The sequence below is a fragment of the Skermanella rosea genome (assembly GCF_016806835.2).
GTDB lineage: Bacteria > Pseudomonadota > Alphaproteobacteria > Azospirillales > Azospirillaceae > Skermanella > Skermanella rosea.
Map to the genome: position 1 here is coordinate 2,744,031 of NZ_CP086111.1, position 17,802 is coordinate 2,761,832.

The window sequence follows — 17,802 nt, forward strand, 5'->3', positions numbered from 1 at the left end:
TTCGGCCGATCAGGCTCAGCCCATCACGGCGTTGACGACCAGCAGGGTCACCATGGCGGTGGCCCAGCATAGCGTGGTCGGAACCGACCAGACGAGCATCTGGTGCTTCGCGTTCTTGACGCCCAGCATCCGGTTGATCACCCAGAAGTAACTGTCGTTGAAATAACCGAACACCATCGAGCCGATCGCCGCCGCCTGGGCCGCGAACACCATGTTGACGTCCGGGATCTGCATCAGGATCGGGGCCGAGATCGAGGCGCCGGTGATCATGGCGACCGTGCCGCTGCCCTGGATCAGCCGCACCAGGGAGGAGATCACGAACGGGATCAGCACGGCCGGCAGCGGCAGGGTCGCCACCAGCTCGCCCATGTACTGGCCGGTGCCGCTGTCGCGCAGGACCGCTCCCAGGGCGCCGCCGGCGCCAGTGACCAGCAGGATGATGCCGGCGCTTTCGACGCCCTTCTCCATCTCCATGATGACTTCGCTGCGCGGCCGGCGCGACGCCAAGCCGTAGACCGCCACGACGACGCCCAATCCGACCGCGATGACCGGGTTGCCGATGAAGGCCGCGATCTGGACCGGCAGCGAGGCCGCCAGGGCGGCGTCGCCGCTCGCCTTGACGATGCCGGCGACCAAGGTGTTGGCGAAGATCAGCACGATCGGGACGACGATCGGCAGGACGGACAGCCACAGCGGCGGCAGCTCGGCCGACCGGGCCTGCTCGGCGTCCTTGAACTGGCGGTAGGCGGCGCTCAGGTCCTCGCCGGTGTCGCGCTGGATCATCGCCTCGATCCGGGGCCCCATGAAGCGGGCGTACCAGATCAGCACGACGGTGCTGGGCAGGGTCAGCACGACGCCCCAGAAGATCATCAGGCCGATGTCGATGCCGAAGATGCCGGCGACGCCCAGGGGACCCGGGGTCGGCGGGACCGCGTGGTGGGTCAGCATCAGGCCGCCGGCCAGCGAGATGCCGAGAGTCAGCAGCGACTTGCCGGTGTTCTGGGACAGCGCCCGGACCAGCGGACTGAGGATGACGAAGGCGCTGTCGCAGAAGATCGGGATCGAGACGATGTAGCCGGTGGCCGTCATCGCCCATTCCTCCCGCTTCTCGCCCAGCGTGCGGACGAAGCTGAGCGCCATGCGTTCGGCGGCGCCGGAGATTTCCAGGATCCGGCCCATCATGACGCCGAAGCCGATGACGAGGCCGATGGTCGAGAGCGTCGCGCCGAAGCCGGTCGTGATCGACTTGACGACCGCTTCCGGCGCCATGCCGGCCGACAGGCCGGAGATGGAGGCGGCGACGACCAGCGCCAGGACGGGATGGATCTTCGTGCGCAGGACCAGCACGATCAGGATGAAGATGGCGAACGCCAGGCCGAAGATGGCCGTGGGACCGACCGCGGAGACCGCGCCGTTCATTGGGGTGCTTCCTTGAGATTCTTGATTGCTTGATGGCTGGCGGGCGGCGGGTTACAGGCCGTGGTCGCCCTTGTGGCCGCGGACCACGGAGTCGAAGTCGCCGTCCTGCTTGAAGCCGAGCGACAGGCTGCGGGAGACGTCGAAATCACCGGGCCAGCTCAGGACGATGGCCTTGATGCGGTCGTCCTCCCGGAAGCTGACGCGGGCGCGGGCCTCCTTGCCGCCGACCCGTTCCAGGCTCTCCAGCATTTCGGCGACGGTGACGGACAGGCCGGGCAGGTTGACGGTGCGGTGGCCGCCGAACCGCGAGCCTTCGACCGAGCCGGCATGGATCAGGTTCGCGATCACGGTGGACGGCGAGGAGATCCACAGGCGCGTGCCGGCCGGCACCGGGCAGACGCTTTCGACCCCGGCCAGGGGCTCGCGGATGATGCCGCTGGCGAAGGACGAGGCGGCGGCGTTCGGCTTGCCCGGGCGCACCACGATGGTCGGCAGGCGGCAGACCCGGCCGTCCACGAAGCCCTTCCGGGAGAAGTCGTTGACCAGCAGTTCGCCGATCGCCTTCTGTGCGCCATAGGACGACTGCGGCATCACCGCGATGTCGTCGGGAACCAGGTCGGGCAGCGTGCCGCCGAAGACCGCCAGCGAGCTGGCGAAGACGAAGCGGGGCGGCGCGGGCAGCCGACGGCAGGCTTCCAGCAGCGTGCGGGTGCCGTCCAGGTTGACCGCCATGCCGAGGTCGAAGTCGGCCTCCGCCTGCCCGCTGACCACGGCGGCGAGATGGTAGACCGCGGCGACGTCCGGGGTGACGACGCCCTCGACGAAGTCCTTGTCGGCGATGTTGCCGATGATCGACTGGACGCGCGGGTCGGTGACCGGACAGGGCGCCAGATCGACCGAGACGATCGAGGAGAATTCCGGGAAGCCGGGTGCGGCGCCTTGCGACAGCAGCGTGCCGATCAGGCGGGCGCCGAGGAAGCCGGCCCCGCCGGTGACGACGAGTTTCATGGGTGCTCGATTCTCTTTGGGATCGTAATGGTTTTCACGAGGCCGGAGGTCAGAGGGTTCCGGTCTCCGCGAACTGGTCCGCGATATGGACGGTTATGCCCATCCTCGCGATGGCGTCGCGCACGTTGGGCGCCAGCCCGTCGTCGGTCACGACGGCGCTGAGGGCGTCCAGAGGCACGGCGTTGAAGGTCCCGACCTTGCCGTACTTGCTGGAATCGGTGACCAGCACGGCCTTCACCGCGCTCTGCACGATCGCCTGCTTGACCGGGACCTTGTTCTCCGCCGGCGTCGAGACCCCGCGCATGCCCCACGACGAGGTGGACAGGAACGCGACGTCGAAATTGTAGCGCCGGACCGCCTGGGCCGCCGTGTCGCCGACGCAGGACTGGTTCTCGCGCTCCACCTCGCCGCCGGTATGATAGAGCCGGCAGGCGGAGTGGCGGGCCAGATATCCCGCGACGACGAAGTCGTTGGTGACGACGGTGATGTCCGAGCGCTCCGGCAACCGCCGGGCGATCTCCAGCGTGGTAGTCCCCGCATCCAGGTAGACGACGGCGCCTTCCGGCACCAGGGCCGCCGCGGCGCGGCCGATGGCGGCCTTCTGCTCGTGCTGGAGGCGCGACTTGACCACGTGCGACGGCTCCACCGAGATCCGCTCCGGAAGCCGCACGCCGCCCGGCACGGTCATGACGTGCCCGTCGCGCTCCAGCTGCTGGATGTCGCGGCGGACGGTCATGTGGGAGACGCCCAGCAGCTCGGTCAGTTCCGCGATGCTGATGATACCCCGTCCGGCAAGGCTGGACGTGATGAAGTGCTGGCGCTCGGCCGGGATCATCTGAGCCTTGGCCATGGCGCGCATGCCTCAGCCCTGCCGTTCCTGCGCATCGAAGAAGAAGCGCGGCCCGCCGAAATTGCCCGACTTGAGCGCCAGCGAGATCGGCCGGTCCACCGCCCGAACCCAGGGAACCCCCGGCGCGATCTGCGGACCGATGTGGAATCCGGTCACGCCGAGCGACTGCACGACCACGCCCGAGGTCTCGCCCCCGGCGACGATGAAGGTGTCGGTGCCGTCCTCGGCCAGCAGCTTGGCGAGCCGGCCGAAGGTCCGTTCCACCGCGGCGCTGGCCTGCTCGGCGCCGTACTGCTGCTGGATGCGGCCCAGCGTGTCCGGATCGGTCGTCGCGTAGACCAGCGGCGCCAGGTCGCCGCCCTGCTGGTCCCTGACCCAGGCGAACAGCTCGTCGGCATAGTCGTCGTCGGTCAGGCAGCGAACGACATCCACCGGACAGGCCGGAGCCTCTTCCTTGTAGGCCGCCACCTGGGCGTTGGTCATCTGGGAGCAGGAGCCGGACAGCACGACCGGGCGCTCGCCCGACGGACGCCCGGCCGCCGCGGCCTGCTCCGGGTCGCTGAGCCGCTCGGTCCAGGCCTTCGCCATGCCGTCGGCCAGGCCGGAGCCGCCGGTCACCAGCTTCATGCCGGCGACGGCCTGGCCGACCGTCGCCACGTCCTGGGAATTCAGCACGTCGAGGACGGCGTAGCGCATGCCCTGCGCCCGCAGGGCTTCCAGGGCGGCCTTGACCGCCTCGGGTCCGCGGGCGACGTCGTCGCTGCGGACATTGCCGCACTTGCCCCTGGACTGCGCCTCCATCAGGCGCATCAGGTTGCTGTCGGTCATGGGCGTCACGGGATGGTGGCGCATGCCGGATTCCGCCAGCGGCACGCCGTTGACGAACAGGTAGCCGTTGTAGATCGTCCGGCCGTTGACCGGCAGGGCCGGGCAGATGACCGTCAGGTCCTCGCCGAGCGCATCCAGCAGGGCGTCCGTGACCGGGCCGATATTGCCGCGCGCGGTGCTGTCGAAGGTCGAGCAATATTTGAAGAAGAACTGCTCGCAGTTCCGCTCGCGCAGCCAGTCCAGCGCCTGGAGGCTCATGGCGACCGCCTCGTCCGGCGGGTTGGAGCGCGACTTGAGGCTGATCACGACGGCGTCGGCCTGGACCTGGAGGTCCTTGTCCGGCACGCCGTTGAGCTGGATGGTGCTGAGCCCGTTGGCGACCAGGAAGCCCGCGATATCGGTCGCTCCGGTGAAGTCGTCGGCGATGATCCCGAGGCGCATCACTTGGTCTCCTTTTCCGGCAGGGTGATCCCGGCGAAGGTCTTGATCACGGCGCTGTCGTCAAGCTTGCCGTAGCCGGCGTTGCTGGCGTTGGCGAACATGGTGAAGGCCGTGGAGGCCAGCGGCAGCGGGAACTTGAGCGCGCGCCCGGTCTCGGTCACGAGGCCGAGGTCCTTGACGAAGATGTCCACCGACGAGGTCGGCGTATAGTCGCCGTCGACCACATGCTTCATCCGGTTCTGGAACATCCAGGAATTGCCGGCCGCGTTGGTCACGACGTCATACATCAGGTCGAGCGGGATGCCGGCGCGGGCCGCCAGCGCCATCGCCTCGGCCCCGGCGGCGATGTGGACGCCGGCCAGGAGCTGGTGGATGATCTTGACGGTGGCGCCCTGCCCGATCTCCGGCCCGATCTCGTAGACCTTGCCGGCGACGGCGTCCAGCAGGGGGCGAAGCTTGGCGAAGGCTTCGGCGCTGCCGGAGGCCATCACCGTCATCTCGCCGGCCGCGGCCTTGGCGGCACCGCCGGAAACCGGCGCGTCCAGCATCAGCAGGCCGTGTTCGGCGAGCCCCGCCCCGATCGACCGGGCGTCGTCGGCGGAGATCGTCGCGGAGACCATCACGCCGGTTCCCGGCCGCAGCTTGCCGGCGAGCCCGTCGTCGCCGAACAGGACCGCCCGGCACTGCGCGGCGTTGACGACCAGCAGGAGCACGGCGTCGAGCCGGTCGGCGAAGGCCGAGCCGTTGGTGGCGACTTCGGCGGCACCCGCGCCCTTCAGATCCGCCCGGGCGGCTTCGTTGAGATCGATGCCGTAGGTCTGGAGACCGACGCGGATGCACGACTTCGCCGCCCCCATACCCATGGAACCGAGCCCGACTACGCAGACATGGTACGCGTTGGCTGCCGCCACGACGATCCTCCGAATGTTATGTTTTGTGCCTGAATGTTTGCTGACCTACCAAGTATCACAAATCTTAAAACTGTAAAGCCGAACTTCACATATTTTCACATTCGCGGTCGGGCGCGAACGGGCTGCACCTTCCGCGACCGCGCGAGGGCATCCGCGGAATGGATTGCTATCGCGACTCAGTCGCATTATCAAAGAGTGTGCCGGACCTGGTCCCGAGGCCGGGTGCCGGCCGGCAGTCCCAGGCAATCCCGAACCGGAGAAGGGTATCCCATGTTCACATCGGTCTCCCACGTCGCGACCGACAAGGCGGAGCGGTTCATGACCCAGCTCTGCAAGCATTTCGCCCACAAGATTCCCGCGTCGTCGGAGAATGGCAGCGGCCGGATCCAGTTCGAGGCGGGCACGTGCCTGCTGGAATCCGGTCCCGAGTTCCTGACCCTGAGGGTCGAGGCCGGCAGCGATGACCAGAGGACCATCGTCGAGGACGTGGTGAAGAGCCATCTGGAACGATTCATGTGGAAGGAGCCGGCGGAGATCACCTGGAACAGGGGGTAACGCACCCCGTTGTCAGGTGAGAATGATTTGCATCCGCACATGGAACCTGTATCATGACCGGGCTTCCGGGATCGATTGATGCGAGGACACATGTGCGAGCAGTGCGAAGCTGGACCGGTGGAACTGCCTGACGCGGCCAAGGGGCGGCGCAAGCTCTGGGAAATCGCCCAGCACCTGCACTGTTCGATCATCGGCACATGCCTGTCGATGGACGACCTGCGCAAGCTGACCCGCAAGGGGGGCATGCGGGTTTCCGACGACGCGACGGACTACTGCATCCACAGCTACTATGTCCGGGAAGCCGGGTCGAACGGGAAGCTCGGCCGTCTGCTCCACAAGATGCTGGACGACAAGCATGCCGTGGATATCCGCCGGTTCTCCGCCGCCGGCGATGCCGCCCAGGTCGAGGCCTTGTGGAACAAGGCGTTCGACAGCGGCCGGGTGGCCGGCGCCTACTGGGCCGTCATGAGCCTCCGCTTGGTGCCGCAGGAGCTGGTGACGACCGCCTATGGGCAGGTCCACATGCTTTCCCACGTACTGGGCAGCTACAACCGCAACGCCATCCAGCGCGTCGCCGCGGCCGAGAAGCAGATCGTCGAGCTGACGCGGCAGCGGGACGCCGCCCAGGCCGCGAAGCTGGAGCTGGAGCGCTCCAAGGAGAAACAGATCCGCGACCTGGAAGCGGAACTGCTCCGGGCGCGCTGCAACGCCCCGGCGCAGCCGGCGCCGTCGGATCCGCGCGAAGCCGCCGCCCTGAAGGCGCGCTTGGCCCGGGCCGAGCAGCGCCTCTCGGCAGAGCGGGAGCGCCGCCGCGCCGCCGAGGCCCGGATTGCCCGGCTCGAACTGCTGGATGACGGGGAAGCGCCCCAGCAGGCGCCCGCCGCCGCGGCCCGGCCCGCCAAGACGCCGGCCACGATCAACGTCGCCGGCCAATGCGTGCTCTATGTCGGCGGCAGGCAGGCCCTGGTTCCCCATATCCGCTCCGCGGTCGAGCGGCGGCAGGGCCGCCTGCTGCACCACGACGGCGGCCTGGAGCAGGCGCCCAGGATGCTGGAGAACCTGGTGACCCAGGCGGACATGGTGTTCTGCCCGCTGGACTGCGTCAGCCATGCCGCCTGCCTCCGGGTCAAGCGCCTGTGCCAGCGACTGGACAAGCCCTTCCTCCTCCTGCGCAGCAGCGGGGCCAGCTCGCTGGTCCGGGCGCTGCGGTCGGATGCCCATCCCTGATTTCCGGAGAGACGAGACGATGACGTCCCATATCGAGCAGCTCTGCATCGAAAAAGGATTGAAGATGACCGACCAGCGCCGGGTGGTCGCCCGCGTGCTGTCGGAAGCGACCGACCATCCCGACGTGGAGCAGGTCCATCTCCGGGCGATGCGGATCGACCCGAACATCAGCATCGCCACCGTCTACCGGTCCCTTCGGCTCCTTGAGGAAGCCAGCATCATCGAGCGGCTCGATTTCGGCGACGGCCGCGCCCGCTTCGAGGAAGCCTGCGAGCGCCATCACCATCACCTGATCGACATCCAGACCGGCGAGGTGATCGAGTTCATCAACGAGGAGATCGAGGAGCTGAAGAAGAAGATCGCCCAGGACCTGAACTACCGCCTGATCGGCCACCGGCTGGAGCTGTACGGGATCAAGCGCCGTCCGGAGCCGGAGGAGTCCTGAGGGATCTCACCAGTAAACCCGTTTCGATCGCGGCAGGTCGGCCGCGGCCGGAGGACGACAGGGTTCGCTTGTACCGGCCACGGAGTTTGATTATAGCAGTGCCTATGGGCGACCGCTTCTTCGGAAGTATCGACCCCGCGAGCGGGGCGCCCTTGTGCTGCCCGGCTCTAACCTTCCCGAAAAATTCAGGTAGCTCGCCCCACTTACGCCGGAATGGCGTAGGTCTGGACCCAGGCGATTCCGTTCGCGGTGGACTCGGCCCGGTAGCTGAACGGCTGCGTGATGGATCCGATGGTCAGGGAGCCCTGGAAGTTCGCCGGGCCGCCCCAGTTGATGCCGAGCACCACCAGGGTGTTCAGGCCCTGGATGAGGTAGTCGTCCAGCGCGACCACGTCGTTGACGGCCGGATCGCCTTCGGTCCTTCGGTCGTAAACAGAGCTGAATTCCCAATGGAGAGTTAAGACATAAATTACATTATATTATCAGACGTGAAGACTTTAAAATATTGACGAATACTGTGCGTTCGTTTCATTGCATATAGGAACGATGCGGGCCGGGCGCACCGATGCGCCCGGCCCCATTGCGTCAGACGACGGTGGTCTTCACGTCGATGTTGCCGCGGGTCGCGTTGGAGTAGGGGCACACCTGGTGGGCCTTCTCCACGATCGTCTCGGCCTGGGCATGGTCGAGGCCCGGCAGGGAAACCCGCAGCGCCACGGCGAGCCCGAAGCCGCCTTCCGACCGCGGGCCGATGCCGACCGAGGCGGTGACCGAGGTGTCCGCCGGCATCTTCACCTTCTCCTGACCGGCCACCACCTTCATGGCGCCGATGAAGCAGGCGGCGTATCCGGCGGCGAAGAGCTGCTCGGGGTTGTTGCCGTCGCCGCCCGCGCCGCCCAGCTCCTTCGGCGTCGCGAGCTTGACTTCGAACGTTCCGTCCGTCGTCGCGGCCCGGCCGTCCCGGCCGCCGGTGGCTGTCGCCTCTGCGGTGTATTTCACATCAACTGGCATGTTCTATCCTCCCAATTTGGTCCCGAATTGACTGTTCGGCGGGACCGGCATGCTAGCAGCCGTCGCCGTCCCTGTCTCGGCCCAGGTGGCATACGGGATGTCAGAATGTTTTCATGCCTTGTTCTTGTAATAGACGTCCAGGAACACAGCGGCCGGCAGCACGAGGCCTTTGATCACCTGCTGCCAGTCGATGCCGACTCCCATGATCGACATGCCTTTGTCCACGAAGGCCCCGATCAACGCCGTCGGCGATCCGGCACGGCCGCGAACAGGGCGAGCGTCATTACCCCCTGGGGTTCCCCTTGGGAAACCTTCCGGCGTAAGACGACCGGACACTGCCGGGGCCGGCTTGACGCTGGCAGGAATTCGGCTTAGCGTTAGTTTGACATGCGAATTAATTAAGTCAAGCACATGTCGCGGGCCTGGCGAGCAGGTCGGCATTAAGCTGTCTGCAAGAAGAACAGCTTCGGAGGAAACGTTGATGAAGACCAGGATCGCACTCGCCGCGGTGGTCGCGGCAGCCTGCCTGTCCGCTACCTGCCTGACCGGGCCGGCTTTCGCCGACACGTCATCGAAGAAGATTGCTCTATCAAATAATTACGCCGGGAACTCCTGGCGGCAGGCCATGCTGAAGAGCTGGGCGACCGTGACGTCCAAGGCGGTCGCCGACGGAGTCGTCGCCGATGCGGCCGCCTTCACCACGGCGGAAAACCAGGCGACCGAGCAGGCGGCCCAGATCCAGAACCTCATCCTCCAGGGGTACGACGCCATCGTCGTCAACGCCGCCTCGCCCACCGCGCTGAACGGCGCGGTCAAGGAGGCCTGCGATGCCGGCGTGACGGTCGTCTCGTTCGACGGCATCGTGACCGAACCCTGCGCGTGGCGGGTCGCCGTCGATTTCCGGAAAATGGGGGAGATCCAGGTCGATTACCTGGCCAAGCGCTTCCCGGAGGGCGGGAACCTGCTGGAGATCCGCGGCTTGGCCGGCGTCTTCGTGGACGACGAGATCCACAAGGGCATCGAGGACGGCGTCAAGAAGCACCCGCAGTTCAGGATCGTCTCCTCGGTGCACGGCGACTGGGCCCAGGAAGTGGCGCAGAAGGCGGTTGCGGGCGTCCTGCCGACCCTGCCGGAGATCAAGGCCGTGGTGACCCAGGGCGGCGACGGCTACGGGGCGGCCCAGGCATTCAAGGGGGCGGGCCGCGAGGTGCCGACCATCATCATGGGCAACCGGCACGACGAGTTGCTGTGGTGGAAGGACCAGAAGGAAGCGACGGGCTACGAGACCATGTCCGTCTCCATCGCGCCCGGCGTCGGCACCCTCGCCTTCTGGGTCGCCCAGCAGATCCTCGACGGGAAGGAGGTTCCCAAGGACCTGATCGTGCCTTTCCTGTCGGTGGAGCAGGACACCCTGGACGAGCGGCTGGCCCAGACCGAGAAGGGCGGCGTCACCAACGTCGAGTACAGCCTGACCGACGCCCAGGCGGTGATCTCGGGCGCCAAGTAGGTTCGGATCGCGCGACTTGGACACATTGATGAAGACCGGCACCGAAGCGGCCCTGCGGCTCGAAGATGTCCGCAAGAGCTTCGGCGCCGTCCGCGCGCTGGCCGGCGTGAGCCTCGCGATCGCGCCGGGCGAGCGCCTGGGCCTGGTCGGCCACAACGGGGCCGGCAAATCGACGCTGATGCATGTCCTGGCCGGGGTGCTTCGCCCCGATGCGGGAACCATCGTCGCCGACGGACGGGAGGTCGCCGACTACGGCACCGCCGTCGCCGGCAGGATGGGCGTGCGCTGCGTCTTCCAGGAGCTTTCCCTCTGCCCCAACCTCAGCGTCGCGGAAAATGTCCGGGTGCTTCACCCGAAGCTCCGCGGCTGGGGCTGGCGCCGGCGGGCGGCCGGGCTGATCCTCGGCCAGCTCGACGCGATCTTCCCCGGCCACGGCGTCGATCCGGCGGCGACGGTGGCCGACCTGACGCTGGGCCGCCGGCAGATGGTGGAGATCGCGCGGGCCTTCACGGTCACCGACACGCCGCTGCGGCTGGTGATCCTGGACGAGCCGACCTCGTCGCTGGACGCCACGGCGGCGGAACAGCTGCTGACCTTCCTGCGCCACGCCGACCAGCGGGGCGTGGCCACCGTCTTCATCTCCCATATCCTGCCGGAGATCCTGGCCGCCGCCGAGCGGGTCGTGGTGATGCGCGAGGGTCTGGTCGTGCTGGACCGGCCGGCATCCGGCCTCAACCGGAAGGCCATCGTCGAGAGCATGGGCGCCGAGGAACAGCAGCCGGGCGGGCCGGGAACCGCGCGCCCGGTTCGGCCGGCCGGCAGGCCGCGCGCGGTGCTGGCCGGATCGCCCGTCCCCGGCGGCATCGACCTGACGGCCGACAGGGGCGACATCGTGGGCCTCGCCGGGCTGGCGGGACACGGGCAGACGGCCATGCTGCTCCGCCTGTTCGATGCCTGGGGCCGCAGGGATCCTTCGACCGTGGTCGAGAGCCCGGTCGCCCTGGTGCCGGGCGACCGCCAGTCCGACGGGGTCTTCCCGCTCTGGTCCATCGCCCGCAACATTTCCGTCCGCTCGCTGGCGAACCTGCGCCGGGCCGGCCTGATCGACCCGGCGCGCGAAGCGGCGCTGGCCCGGACCTGGCGGGAGCGGATCGGCATCCGGACGCCCGACCTGGACCTGGGCATCCTGTCGCTGTCGGGCGGCAACCAGCAGAAGGCCCTGTTCGCCCGCGCGCTGGCGTCGGATGCCGGGATCATCCTGATGGACGATCCCATGCGCGGCGTCGACATCTCGACCAAGTCGGAGGTCTACCGCTTCATCCGGGCGGAGGCCGAGCGCGGCCGGACCTTCCTCTGGTACTCGACCGAGATGGAGGAGTTGTTCCACTGCGACCGCGTCTATGTGTTCCACCAGGGCCGGATCGTCGCCCACCTGCCGCGTGACCGGATGACCGAAGCCTCGATCCTGCGCGCCTCCTACGCCGAAGGGGAGGACGCCGCATGAGCGCCCCGGCCGCTCCCGCCACCCGACGCGGCACCCGGATCGACCCGGTCAGGCTGCTGCGGACCTTGCTGCCCGCGATCGCCCTGGCGCTGATGCTGACGGTGATCTTCTCCCAGCAACCGCGCGCCATGAGCTATGTCGGCCTGACGCTTCTGCTGAACCTGGCGATCCCGGTGATCCTGGCGACCCTGGCCCAGCTCTGCGTCATCACCGTCGGCGACCTGGACCTGTCGATCGGCAGCTTCGTCGGCCTGTGCGCCTGCATCGCGGCGACCCTGCTCGACCAGACGCCTTTCCTGGGCGTGCTGGCGCTGGCCGCCGCCGTCGCGGCCTATGGGCTGGTCGGCGCCCTGATCCACTGGCGCAACCTGCCCTCGATCGTGGTGACCCTGGGGCTGTCCTTCATCTGGACCGGGCTCGCCGTCCTGATCCTGCCGACCCCGGGCGGACGCGCGCCGGAGTACCTGACCGCCGTCATGAAGTGGAAGCCCGACTACGTGCCGCTGCCGATCCTCTACGCGGCGCTGCTGGCGGTCGCCGTCCACCTGCTGATGCGGTCCTCCTTCGGCACCATCCTGCGGGGCGCCGGCGGCAACCCCAAGGCCCTGGCGAACGCGGGATGGTCGCTGCTGCGGGCGCGGGTGACGCTGTACCTGATCGCCGGCGGCCTGGGCACCCTGTCCGGCCTCGCCCTGGTCGGCCTGACCACCTCGGGCGACGCCAACATGGCGCTGCGCTACACGCTGATGTCGATCGCCGGGGTGATCCTGGGAGGGGGCGAGTTCACCGGCGGCCGGGTCAACCCCGTCGGCGCCGTCCTGGGCGCCATGACGCTGACGCTGGCCGGTTCGTTCCTGACCTTCATGCACATCCCGCCGGACTGGCAGATCGGCGCCCAGGGGGCGATCCTCATCATCGTGCTGGCGCTCCGCGCCGTGCTGAACCGGGCGGACGAACGGGCATGACCGCCCTGTCGCCGAAACACCGGATGGCGGTGCCGGTCTGGGTCTGGCCGCTGGCGGCCGCCGCGGCGATCCTGGCGATCACCCTGGCCTATTCCGGCGGACGCGGCGCCGCGGAGATCGCGGCGGCGGCGGTGACCTTTTCAGCATTGTTCGTGATCGTCGGGCTGGGCCAGATGCTGGTGATCACCTCCGGCCCCGGCAACGTGGACCTGTCGATCCCGGCCGCGATCTCGCTGTCCGGCGCCATCGCCATGAAGGTGATGGACGGCAGCGACGCCCTGATCGCCGCCGGGCTCGCGGCGGCGCTGGGCGCTGCCATGCTGCTGGGCGTCGCGAACTACCTGCTGATCCGGCTGCTGCGGATCCCGCCGATCATCGCGACGCTGTCCAGCTCGCTGATCGTCCAGTCGGTCGCGATCGCCTACGGCCGCGGGCTGAAGATCAAGCCGCCGCCCGTGTTCGCCGATTTCTGCACCGGCCGCACCCTGGGCGTCCCGAACCTGGCGCTGGTGGCCGCGGCGCTGACCGCCCTGGTGCTGCTGGTCCTGTCGCGCACCGTCTATGGCCGCACTCTCCTGGCGCTGGGCCAGAACCCGCGGGCGGCACGGCTGGCGGGCACTCCGGTGGCGCGGACGCGGCTGACCACCTCCGTCGCGTCGGCCACCCTGGCAGGCCTGTGCGGAACCCTGCTGGCGGGGTTCTCCGGCGGGTCGTCGCTGAACATGGGGGAGGAGTACCTGCTCGCCTCCATCGCGGTCACCGTGATCGGCGGGACCAGCGTGGCCGGCGGACGCGCCGAACCTCTGGGAATCTGGGGTGCCGCGCTGCTGCTGTTCCTGATCGTGACGATGCTGAACACCTTCGGCCTGAGCGCCGGAGTGCGCCTCGTCGCGACCGGTATCATCATCGTCGCCGTGATCGCGATCGGCGGCGGAGCGAAGCGGATCTGACCCGACCAAGGTACAGGCATGAGAAAAAGCGCGAAAAACGATTTCCGCGCCATTTTTTCAGTGAACCAAATCTGCCTTGGCCCGTTTTTGCAGTGCGGTAGTGATACCGCATACGCCTTCTTGGGCGTTTCCTCCCTAGACTTCAGGCCGTCCGCCAGGACGGCCTATTTTTTTGCATGTTTTCGAGAGAATTGACAAATAGTCTTAAGGATATGCACTTTGGTTGAAGGCGATGATTGGAGATCCACCTATCTGACAGGGACAGGCCTGTCGGAGAAAGGAGCTTTCCATGCGGAAGACATTGATTGCCGGAACCGCCCTGATGATGCTCATGGGCGTCGGACCCGCCTTCGCCGAATTGACGATGCAGGAGTACCAGGTTCCGTCGGGTTCCCGCCCGCACGACGTGGCGCCCGCTCCCGACGGCGCGGTGTGGTACACCGCCCAGCGGCACGGCGCCCTCGGCCGGCTCGATCCCTCGACCGGCAAGGTCGAGCAGATCCCCCTGGGCGACGGCTCGGCGCCGCACGGTGTCATCGTCGGTCCGGACGGCGCGCCCTGGATCACCGACGGCGGCCTGAACGCGATCGTCCGGGTCGATCCAGCCACCCGCGAGGTGACGCGCTTTCCCTTACCCACCGACGCCGAGGACGCCAACCTGAACACCGCCGCCTTCGACGGCAAGGGCGTGCTCTGGTTCACCGGCCAGAACGGCATCTATGGGCGGCTGGACCCGGCGACGCGGAAGATGGAAGTTTTCGAGGCGCCGGAGGGCCGCGGACCCTACGGCATCACCGCGACGCCCGGCGGCGACATTTATTACGCCTCGCTCGCCGGCAGCCACATCGCGCGCATCGACACGGAAACCGGCAAGGCGACGGTGATCGAGCCGCCGACCGAGGACCAGGGCGCCCGGCGGGTCTGGTCGGACAGCCGCGGGCGCATCTGGGTCAGCGAATGGAACAGCGGCCAGGTCAGCGTCTACGACCCCGGCGCGCGGACCTGGGAAAGCTGGAAGCTGCCCGGCGAAGACCCGCTGACCTATGCCGTCTATGTCGACGAGGACGACAAGGTCTGGCTCAGCGATTTCGGCGGCAACGCCCTGGTGCGGTTCGATCCGGAGACCGAACGCTTCGACGTCCAGCGGCACCCCCGGCCGGAAGCCAACGTCCGCCAGATCCTGGGCCGGAGCGGCGAGGTCTGGGCGCCGGAATCCGGCACGGACACCCTGGTGGTGGTCCGCACCGGCCGGGACTGACGCAGGACGGGTCCTACGGAGTCGGGTTTCCGCCGGTCACGCCGTACACTTCGCCGGTGACGAAGCTCGACTCCTGGGAGGCGAGCAGGACATAGGTCGGCGCCACCTCGGCCGGCTGCCCGGGCCGGCCGAACGGCGATCCCTCGCCGAAGCTCGTGATCTTTTCGGGCGGCTGCCCGCCGCTCGGCTGGAGCGGCGTCCAGAACGGGCCGGGCGCCACCGCGTTCACGCGGATCCCCTTCTGAACGAGCTGCTTCGCCAAGGACTTGGTGAAGGAGACGATGCAAGCCTTGGTCTGGGCATAATCGAACAGGTTCGCCGAGGGCTCGTACGCCTGGATCGACGACGTGTTGATGATCGTCGCCCCTTCGGCGAGGTGCGGCAGGGCCGCCTTGGTGATCCAGAACATCGCGTAGACGTTGGTCTTGAACGTCGAATCGAACTGCTCGGTGGTGATGTCCAGGATCGACTGCTGCGACGCTTGCTTGGCCGCGTTGTTCACCAGGATGTCCAGCCCGCCCAGTCCTTCGACGGCCCTGGCGACGAGCTGGCCGCAGAATCCCTCGTCCCGGATGTCGCCGGGGATCGCGACCGCCTTCCGGCCTTCCGCCTCGATCAACTGTACGACCTCGCGGGCGTCCGGCTCCTCCACCGGCAGGTAGTTGATCGCGACGTCGGCTCCCTCGCGGGCGAACGCGATGGCCGCGGCGCGGCCGATGCCGCTGTCCCCGCCGGTGATCAGCGCCTTGCGGCCAATCAGCTTGCCGGCGCCCCTGTAGCTCTTCTCGCCATGGTCGGGCCGGGGCTCCATCTTCGAGGCGAGCCCCGGCGGCTCCTGGCGCTGCTGAGGAAAGGGCGGTTTCGGATACTGGGTCAGCGGATTCTGCTTGGCTGCCTGGGGAGGAACCGCGGCGGTGCTCCCGGCCTGCTGCGCGGCGGCCGGGGAGACTCCCGGCAGGGCGGCCGCGGCGACCATACCGGCGCTCATCCCGCCGAGGACGGTGCGGCGGGACGGCGAAGTGGTGGTGTCTTTCGGATCCATGGCCTTGCTTCTACGACTGTTCGACAGGGTGGACCGGATGCGTCCACGCGCCGACCAACAGCGGATCCCTAACCGCCATGCGCCGTTTCGATCGTGGTATCCCGCCTGCCCGGAAGACTCCAATTCGCGGGCGACGGCTCCTCCCGGCCGGTTGATGTGTTCCACGGGGGACGTTCCGTCCCGAGACGGATCGGCACGACGACCCGGCACAGGAGACCGAAGCCAGATGACCGCAAACCCGCACCGCGAATGTCCCAGCGACGAAGCCAACAGCAAGCAGCTCGCCATCGCCCGGCGCGAGGGAGCGGCGTACCAGGAAGGCCTGCGGGTCATGGCGACCGAAGTCGCCGACACCGGCGGCACCCAGCAGGCCGGCGATTATATCGTCGGGTTCGCGCAGGAACGCGCCGAAGGCATGTACCACCTGCGCGGCGAGGGCAAGCTGGAATGGATGGAGCCCGGGGAGGAGAACTGCCACCTGGAGGTCTCGGTTTCCGACGCGGGCGATGGACGCTTCATCCCCTACCTGACGATCTACGCGACCCTGACCAAGGACAGCGGCGAGGTGGTCGGGCCGATCCGGATGCCGTTCGTCTGGCACCCGGGCCTGTATCACTACGGCGCCAACCTCAAGGTGCCGGGAGACGGTACCTACGACCTCGCCGTCAGGATCGAACCGCCCGACTTCATGCGGCACGACGAGGTCAACGGGAAGCGCTACGCCGAAACCGTCGAGGTCTCGTTCCCCGGGGTGTCGATCACGACCGGGCGCGAGTAGCGCCCGGCGGCAGATTCCCGGCCCGTACCGCGGGCCGGGAACCTCTTGGGTCAGACGAAGAAGTAATCCACCCCGAGGACGAGGTCGGGGGCGTCCACCGTCAGCACCGCGTCGGTATCGTCGTCCAGGAAGTCGAAGGTCGTGGAGCCGGCGCTCTCCGTGACCTTGATCCTGTCGGGAGTGGCGGGCAGCTGCAGTTCGAGCGCGTCTCCGCCCGCCCTGCCCGCCCCTTCGAAGCGGGTGATCGTCTCCCCCAGCATGTCGGGCAGGTAATCGCTGAACACGTCGTCGCCGGACCCGCCGACCATCCAGTCCAAGCCGGTGCCGCCGCTGATCCGGTCCTTACCGGCGCCGCCATACAGCTCGTCGTTGCCGTCGCCGCCGCCGATGATGTCGGCGCCGTTCCTGCCGAAAAGCACCTGGTCGCCGGCGCCGGCCACCAGGAAGTCGTCGTGCGGGGTCGCGAGGACGGTGTAGTCGATCTCCTGCTCGCCCCGCGTCTCGATCACGACGGGACCCAGGCTGGAGATCTCGAAACGTTCGATGCCGTCGACCGGGGCGAAGATGTACGGCGCATCTTCCGGCGTGGAATTGCCGACCAGCAGGCTCAGGGTTCCCTCCTCGGCGAGGATTCCGACCTCGCCCCGGAACGGGCCGTCCCATCCCCCGTCGAAATCATCGATGTAGTAACGCACCTCGCTGTCGACGCGCAGCGTGTCCCGGCCGGCGCCGCCGTCCAGCTCGGGGCCGGGAACGAACTGGTCCCGCAGGTCGATCGGTCCGGTCTTCCAGACCAGGGTGTCGTTCCCCTCGTCGCCGTGGACCTTGTCGGCACCGGTCCCGCCGTCGAGATAATCGCTGCCCGCTCCGCCGAAGAGCCTGTCGGCGCCGCTCTCCCCGTAAAGGCTGTCGCTCCCGGCCCCGCCCCGTACGACATCGTTGCCGGTTCCTGCCCGGATCTCGTCCCTGCCGATCCCCCCGTTCAGAACGTCCGATCCGGCCAGCCCCTTGACGATATCGTTGCCTGCCAGTCCGTTGAGGACATCGCTTTTCGGCGTCCCGACCAGAATGTCCGGACCGTTCGTTCCATCCTTCCGCATCGT

General features: G+C 67.9%; 18 protein-coding genes. 9 read left to right on the top strand and 9 right to left on the bottom strand.

All coding sequences use genetic code 11. The annotated features are described in order from the left end of the window. Positions 1-15: 15 nt before the first annotated feature. From JL101_RS12630 to ltnD, 5 genes are read right to left on the bottom strand one after another with little or no spacing between them, the layout of a single operon-like run. Positions 16-1,419 (bottom strand): GntP family permease, encoded by a 1,404-nt coding sequence (locus JL101_RS12630; protein ID WP_203095388.1) that lies wholly within the window; start codon positions 1,417-1,419, stop codon positions 16-18. A gap of 51 nt (positions 1,420-1,470) precedes the next feature. Continuing rightward, the gene (gene denD / locus JL101_RS12635) at positions 1,471-2,427 is read right to left on the bottom strand and encodes a D-erythronate dehydrogenase (RefSeq protein WP_203095389.1); all 957 of its coding nucleotides are present in this window, start codon (positions 2,425-2,427) and stop codon (positions 1,471-1,473) included. A gap of 49 nt (positions 2,428-2,476) precedes the next feature. Further along, positions 2,477-3,277: a DeoR/GlpR family DNA-binding transcription regulator gene (locus JL101_RS12640; RefSeq protein WP_228435429.1), complete on the bottom strand. Its 801-nt coding sequence runs from the start codon at positions 3,275-3,277 to the stop codon at positions 2,477-2,479. A gap of 12 nt (positions 3,278-3,289) precedes the next feature. Beyond that, the gene (otnK, locus tag JL101_RS12645) at positions 3,290-4,546 is read right to left on the bottom strand and encodes a 3-oxo-tetronate kinase (protein WP_211111078.1); all 1,257 of its coding nucleotides are present in this window, start codon (positions 4,544-4,546) and stop codon (positions 3,290-3,292) included. Next, complete coding sequence (ltnD, locus tag JL101_RS12650) at positions 4,546-5,457, bottom strand: L-threonate dehydrogenase (protein ID WP_203095391.1); 912 nt, start codon at positions 5,455-5,457, stop codon at positions 4,546-4,548. The genes otnK and ltnD overlap by 1 nt, the downstream gene beginning before the upstream one ends. Before the next feature lie 270 nt (positions 5,458-5,727). Here ltnD and JL101_RS12655 point away from each other — a divergent pair, with 270 nt between their 5' ends. From JL101_RS12655 to JL101_RS12665, 3 genes are all read left to right on the top strand, one after another. Continuing rightward, positions 5,728-6,012 (top strand): DUF2218 domain-containing protein, encoded by a 285-nt coding sequence (locus JL101_RS12655; RefSeq protein WP_203095392.1) that lies wholly within the window; start codon positions 5,728-5,730, stop codon positions 6,010-6,012. Positions 6,013-6,129: 117 nt separating this feature from the next. Next, a complete protein-coding gene (locus JL101_RS12660) occupies positions 6,130-7,239 on the top strand; it encodes a DUF2325 domain-containing protein (RefSeq protein ID WP_228435430.1) in 1,110 nt (369 codons plus the stop codon). Between the two features lie 19 nt (positions 7,240-7,258). Continuing rightward, positions 7,259-7,684, top strand: coding sequence for a Fur family transcriptional regulator (locus tag JL101_RS12665; RefSeq protein WP_203095393.1), 426 nt, complete (start codon positions 7,259-7,261; stop codon positions 7,682-7,684). Positions 7,685-7,887: 203 nt separating this feature from the next. On the opposite strand, the gene JL101_RS12670 is transcribed toward JL101_RS12665, so the two are convergent. Both JL101_RS12670 and JL101_RS12675 read right to left on the bottom strand, forming a co-directional pair. After that, entirely contained in the window at positions 7,888-8,076 is a 189-nt protein-coding gene (locus JL101_RS12670; protein ID WP_203095394.1) for a hypothetical protein, read from the bottom strand. A gap of 193 nt (positions 8,077-8,269) precedes the next feature. Further along, positions 8,270-8,695, bottom strand: coding sequence for an organic hydroperoxide resistance protein (locus JL101_RS12675; RefSeq protein ID WP_203095395.1), 426 nt, complete (start codon positions 8,693-8,695; stop codon positions 8,270-8,272). Positions 8,696-9,176: 481 nt separating this feature from the next. Here JL101_RS12675 and JL101_RS12685 point away from each other — a divergent pair, with 481 nt between their 5' ends. From JL101_RS12685 to JL101_RS12705, 5 genes are all read left to right on the top strand, one after another. Further along, a complete protein-coding gene (locus tag JL101_RS12685) occupies positions 9,177-10,202 on the top strand; it encodes an ABC transporter substrate-binding protein (RefSeq protein WP_203095396.1) in 1,026 nt (341 codons plus the stop codon). A gap of 28 nt (positions 10,203-10,230) precedes the next feature. Further along, positions 10,231-11,706, top strand: a complete 1,476-nt coding sequence (locus JL101_RS12690) for a sugar ABC transporter ATP-binding protein (RefSeq protein WP_203095397.1) — start codon at positions 10,231-10,233, stop codon at positions 11,704-11,706. Then, the gene (locus JL101_RS12695) at positions 11,703-12,671 is read left to right on the top strand and encodes an ABC transporter permease (RefSeq protein ID WP_203095398.1); all 969 of its coding nucleotides are present in this window, start codon (positions 11,703-11,705) and stop codon (positions 12,669-12,671) included. The genes JL101_RS12690 and JL101_RS12695 overlap by 4 nt, the downstream gene beginning before the upstream one ends. Next, positions 12,668-13,621, top strand: coding sequence for an ABC transporter permease (locus tag JL101_RS12700; RefSeq protein WP_203095399.1), 954 nt, complete (start codon positions 12,668-12,670; stop codon positions 13,619-13,621). Before JL101_RS12695 ends, JL101_RS12700 begins: the two co-directional genes overlap by 4 nt. 289 nt (positions 13,622-13,910) lie before the next feature. Continuing rightward, entirely contained in the window at positions 13,911-14,879 is a 969-nt protein-coding gene (locus tag JL101_RS12705) for a Vgb family protein (RefSeq protein WP_203095400.1), read from the top strand. Between the two features lie 13 nt (positions 14,880-14,892). Here JL101_RS12705 and JL101_RS12710 read toward each other — a convergent pair whose 3' ends face one another. Beyond that, a complete protein-coding gene (locus tag JL101_RS12710) occupies positions 14,893-15,921 on the bottom strand; it encodes an SDR family oxidoreductase (RefSeq protein WP_203095401.1) in 1,029 nt (342 codons plus the stop codon). A 226-nt stretch (positions 15,922-16,147) separates the two neighbouring features. On the opposite strand from JL101_RS12710, the gene JL101_RS12715 reads away from it, so the two are divergent. Beyond that, on the top strand, positions 16,148-16,699 hold the full coding sequence (locus JL101_RS12715; protein WP_203095402.1) for an iron transporter: 552 nt from the start codon (positions 16,148-16,150) through the stop codon (positions 16,697-16,699). A gap of 50 nt (positions 16,700-16,749) precedes the next feature. Here the strand turns inward: JL101_RS12715 and JL101_RS12720 are convergent, their stop codons facing one another. Next, entirely contained in the window at positions 16,750-17,799 is a 1,050-nt protein-coding gene (locus tag JL101_RS12720; RefSeq protein WP_203095403.1) for a calcium-binding protein, read from the bottom strand. Positions 17,800-17,802: the final 3 nt, after the last annotated feature.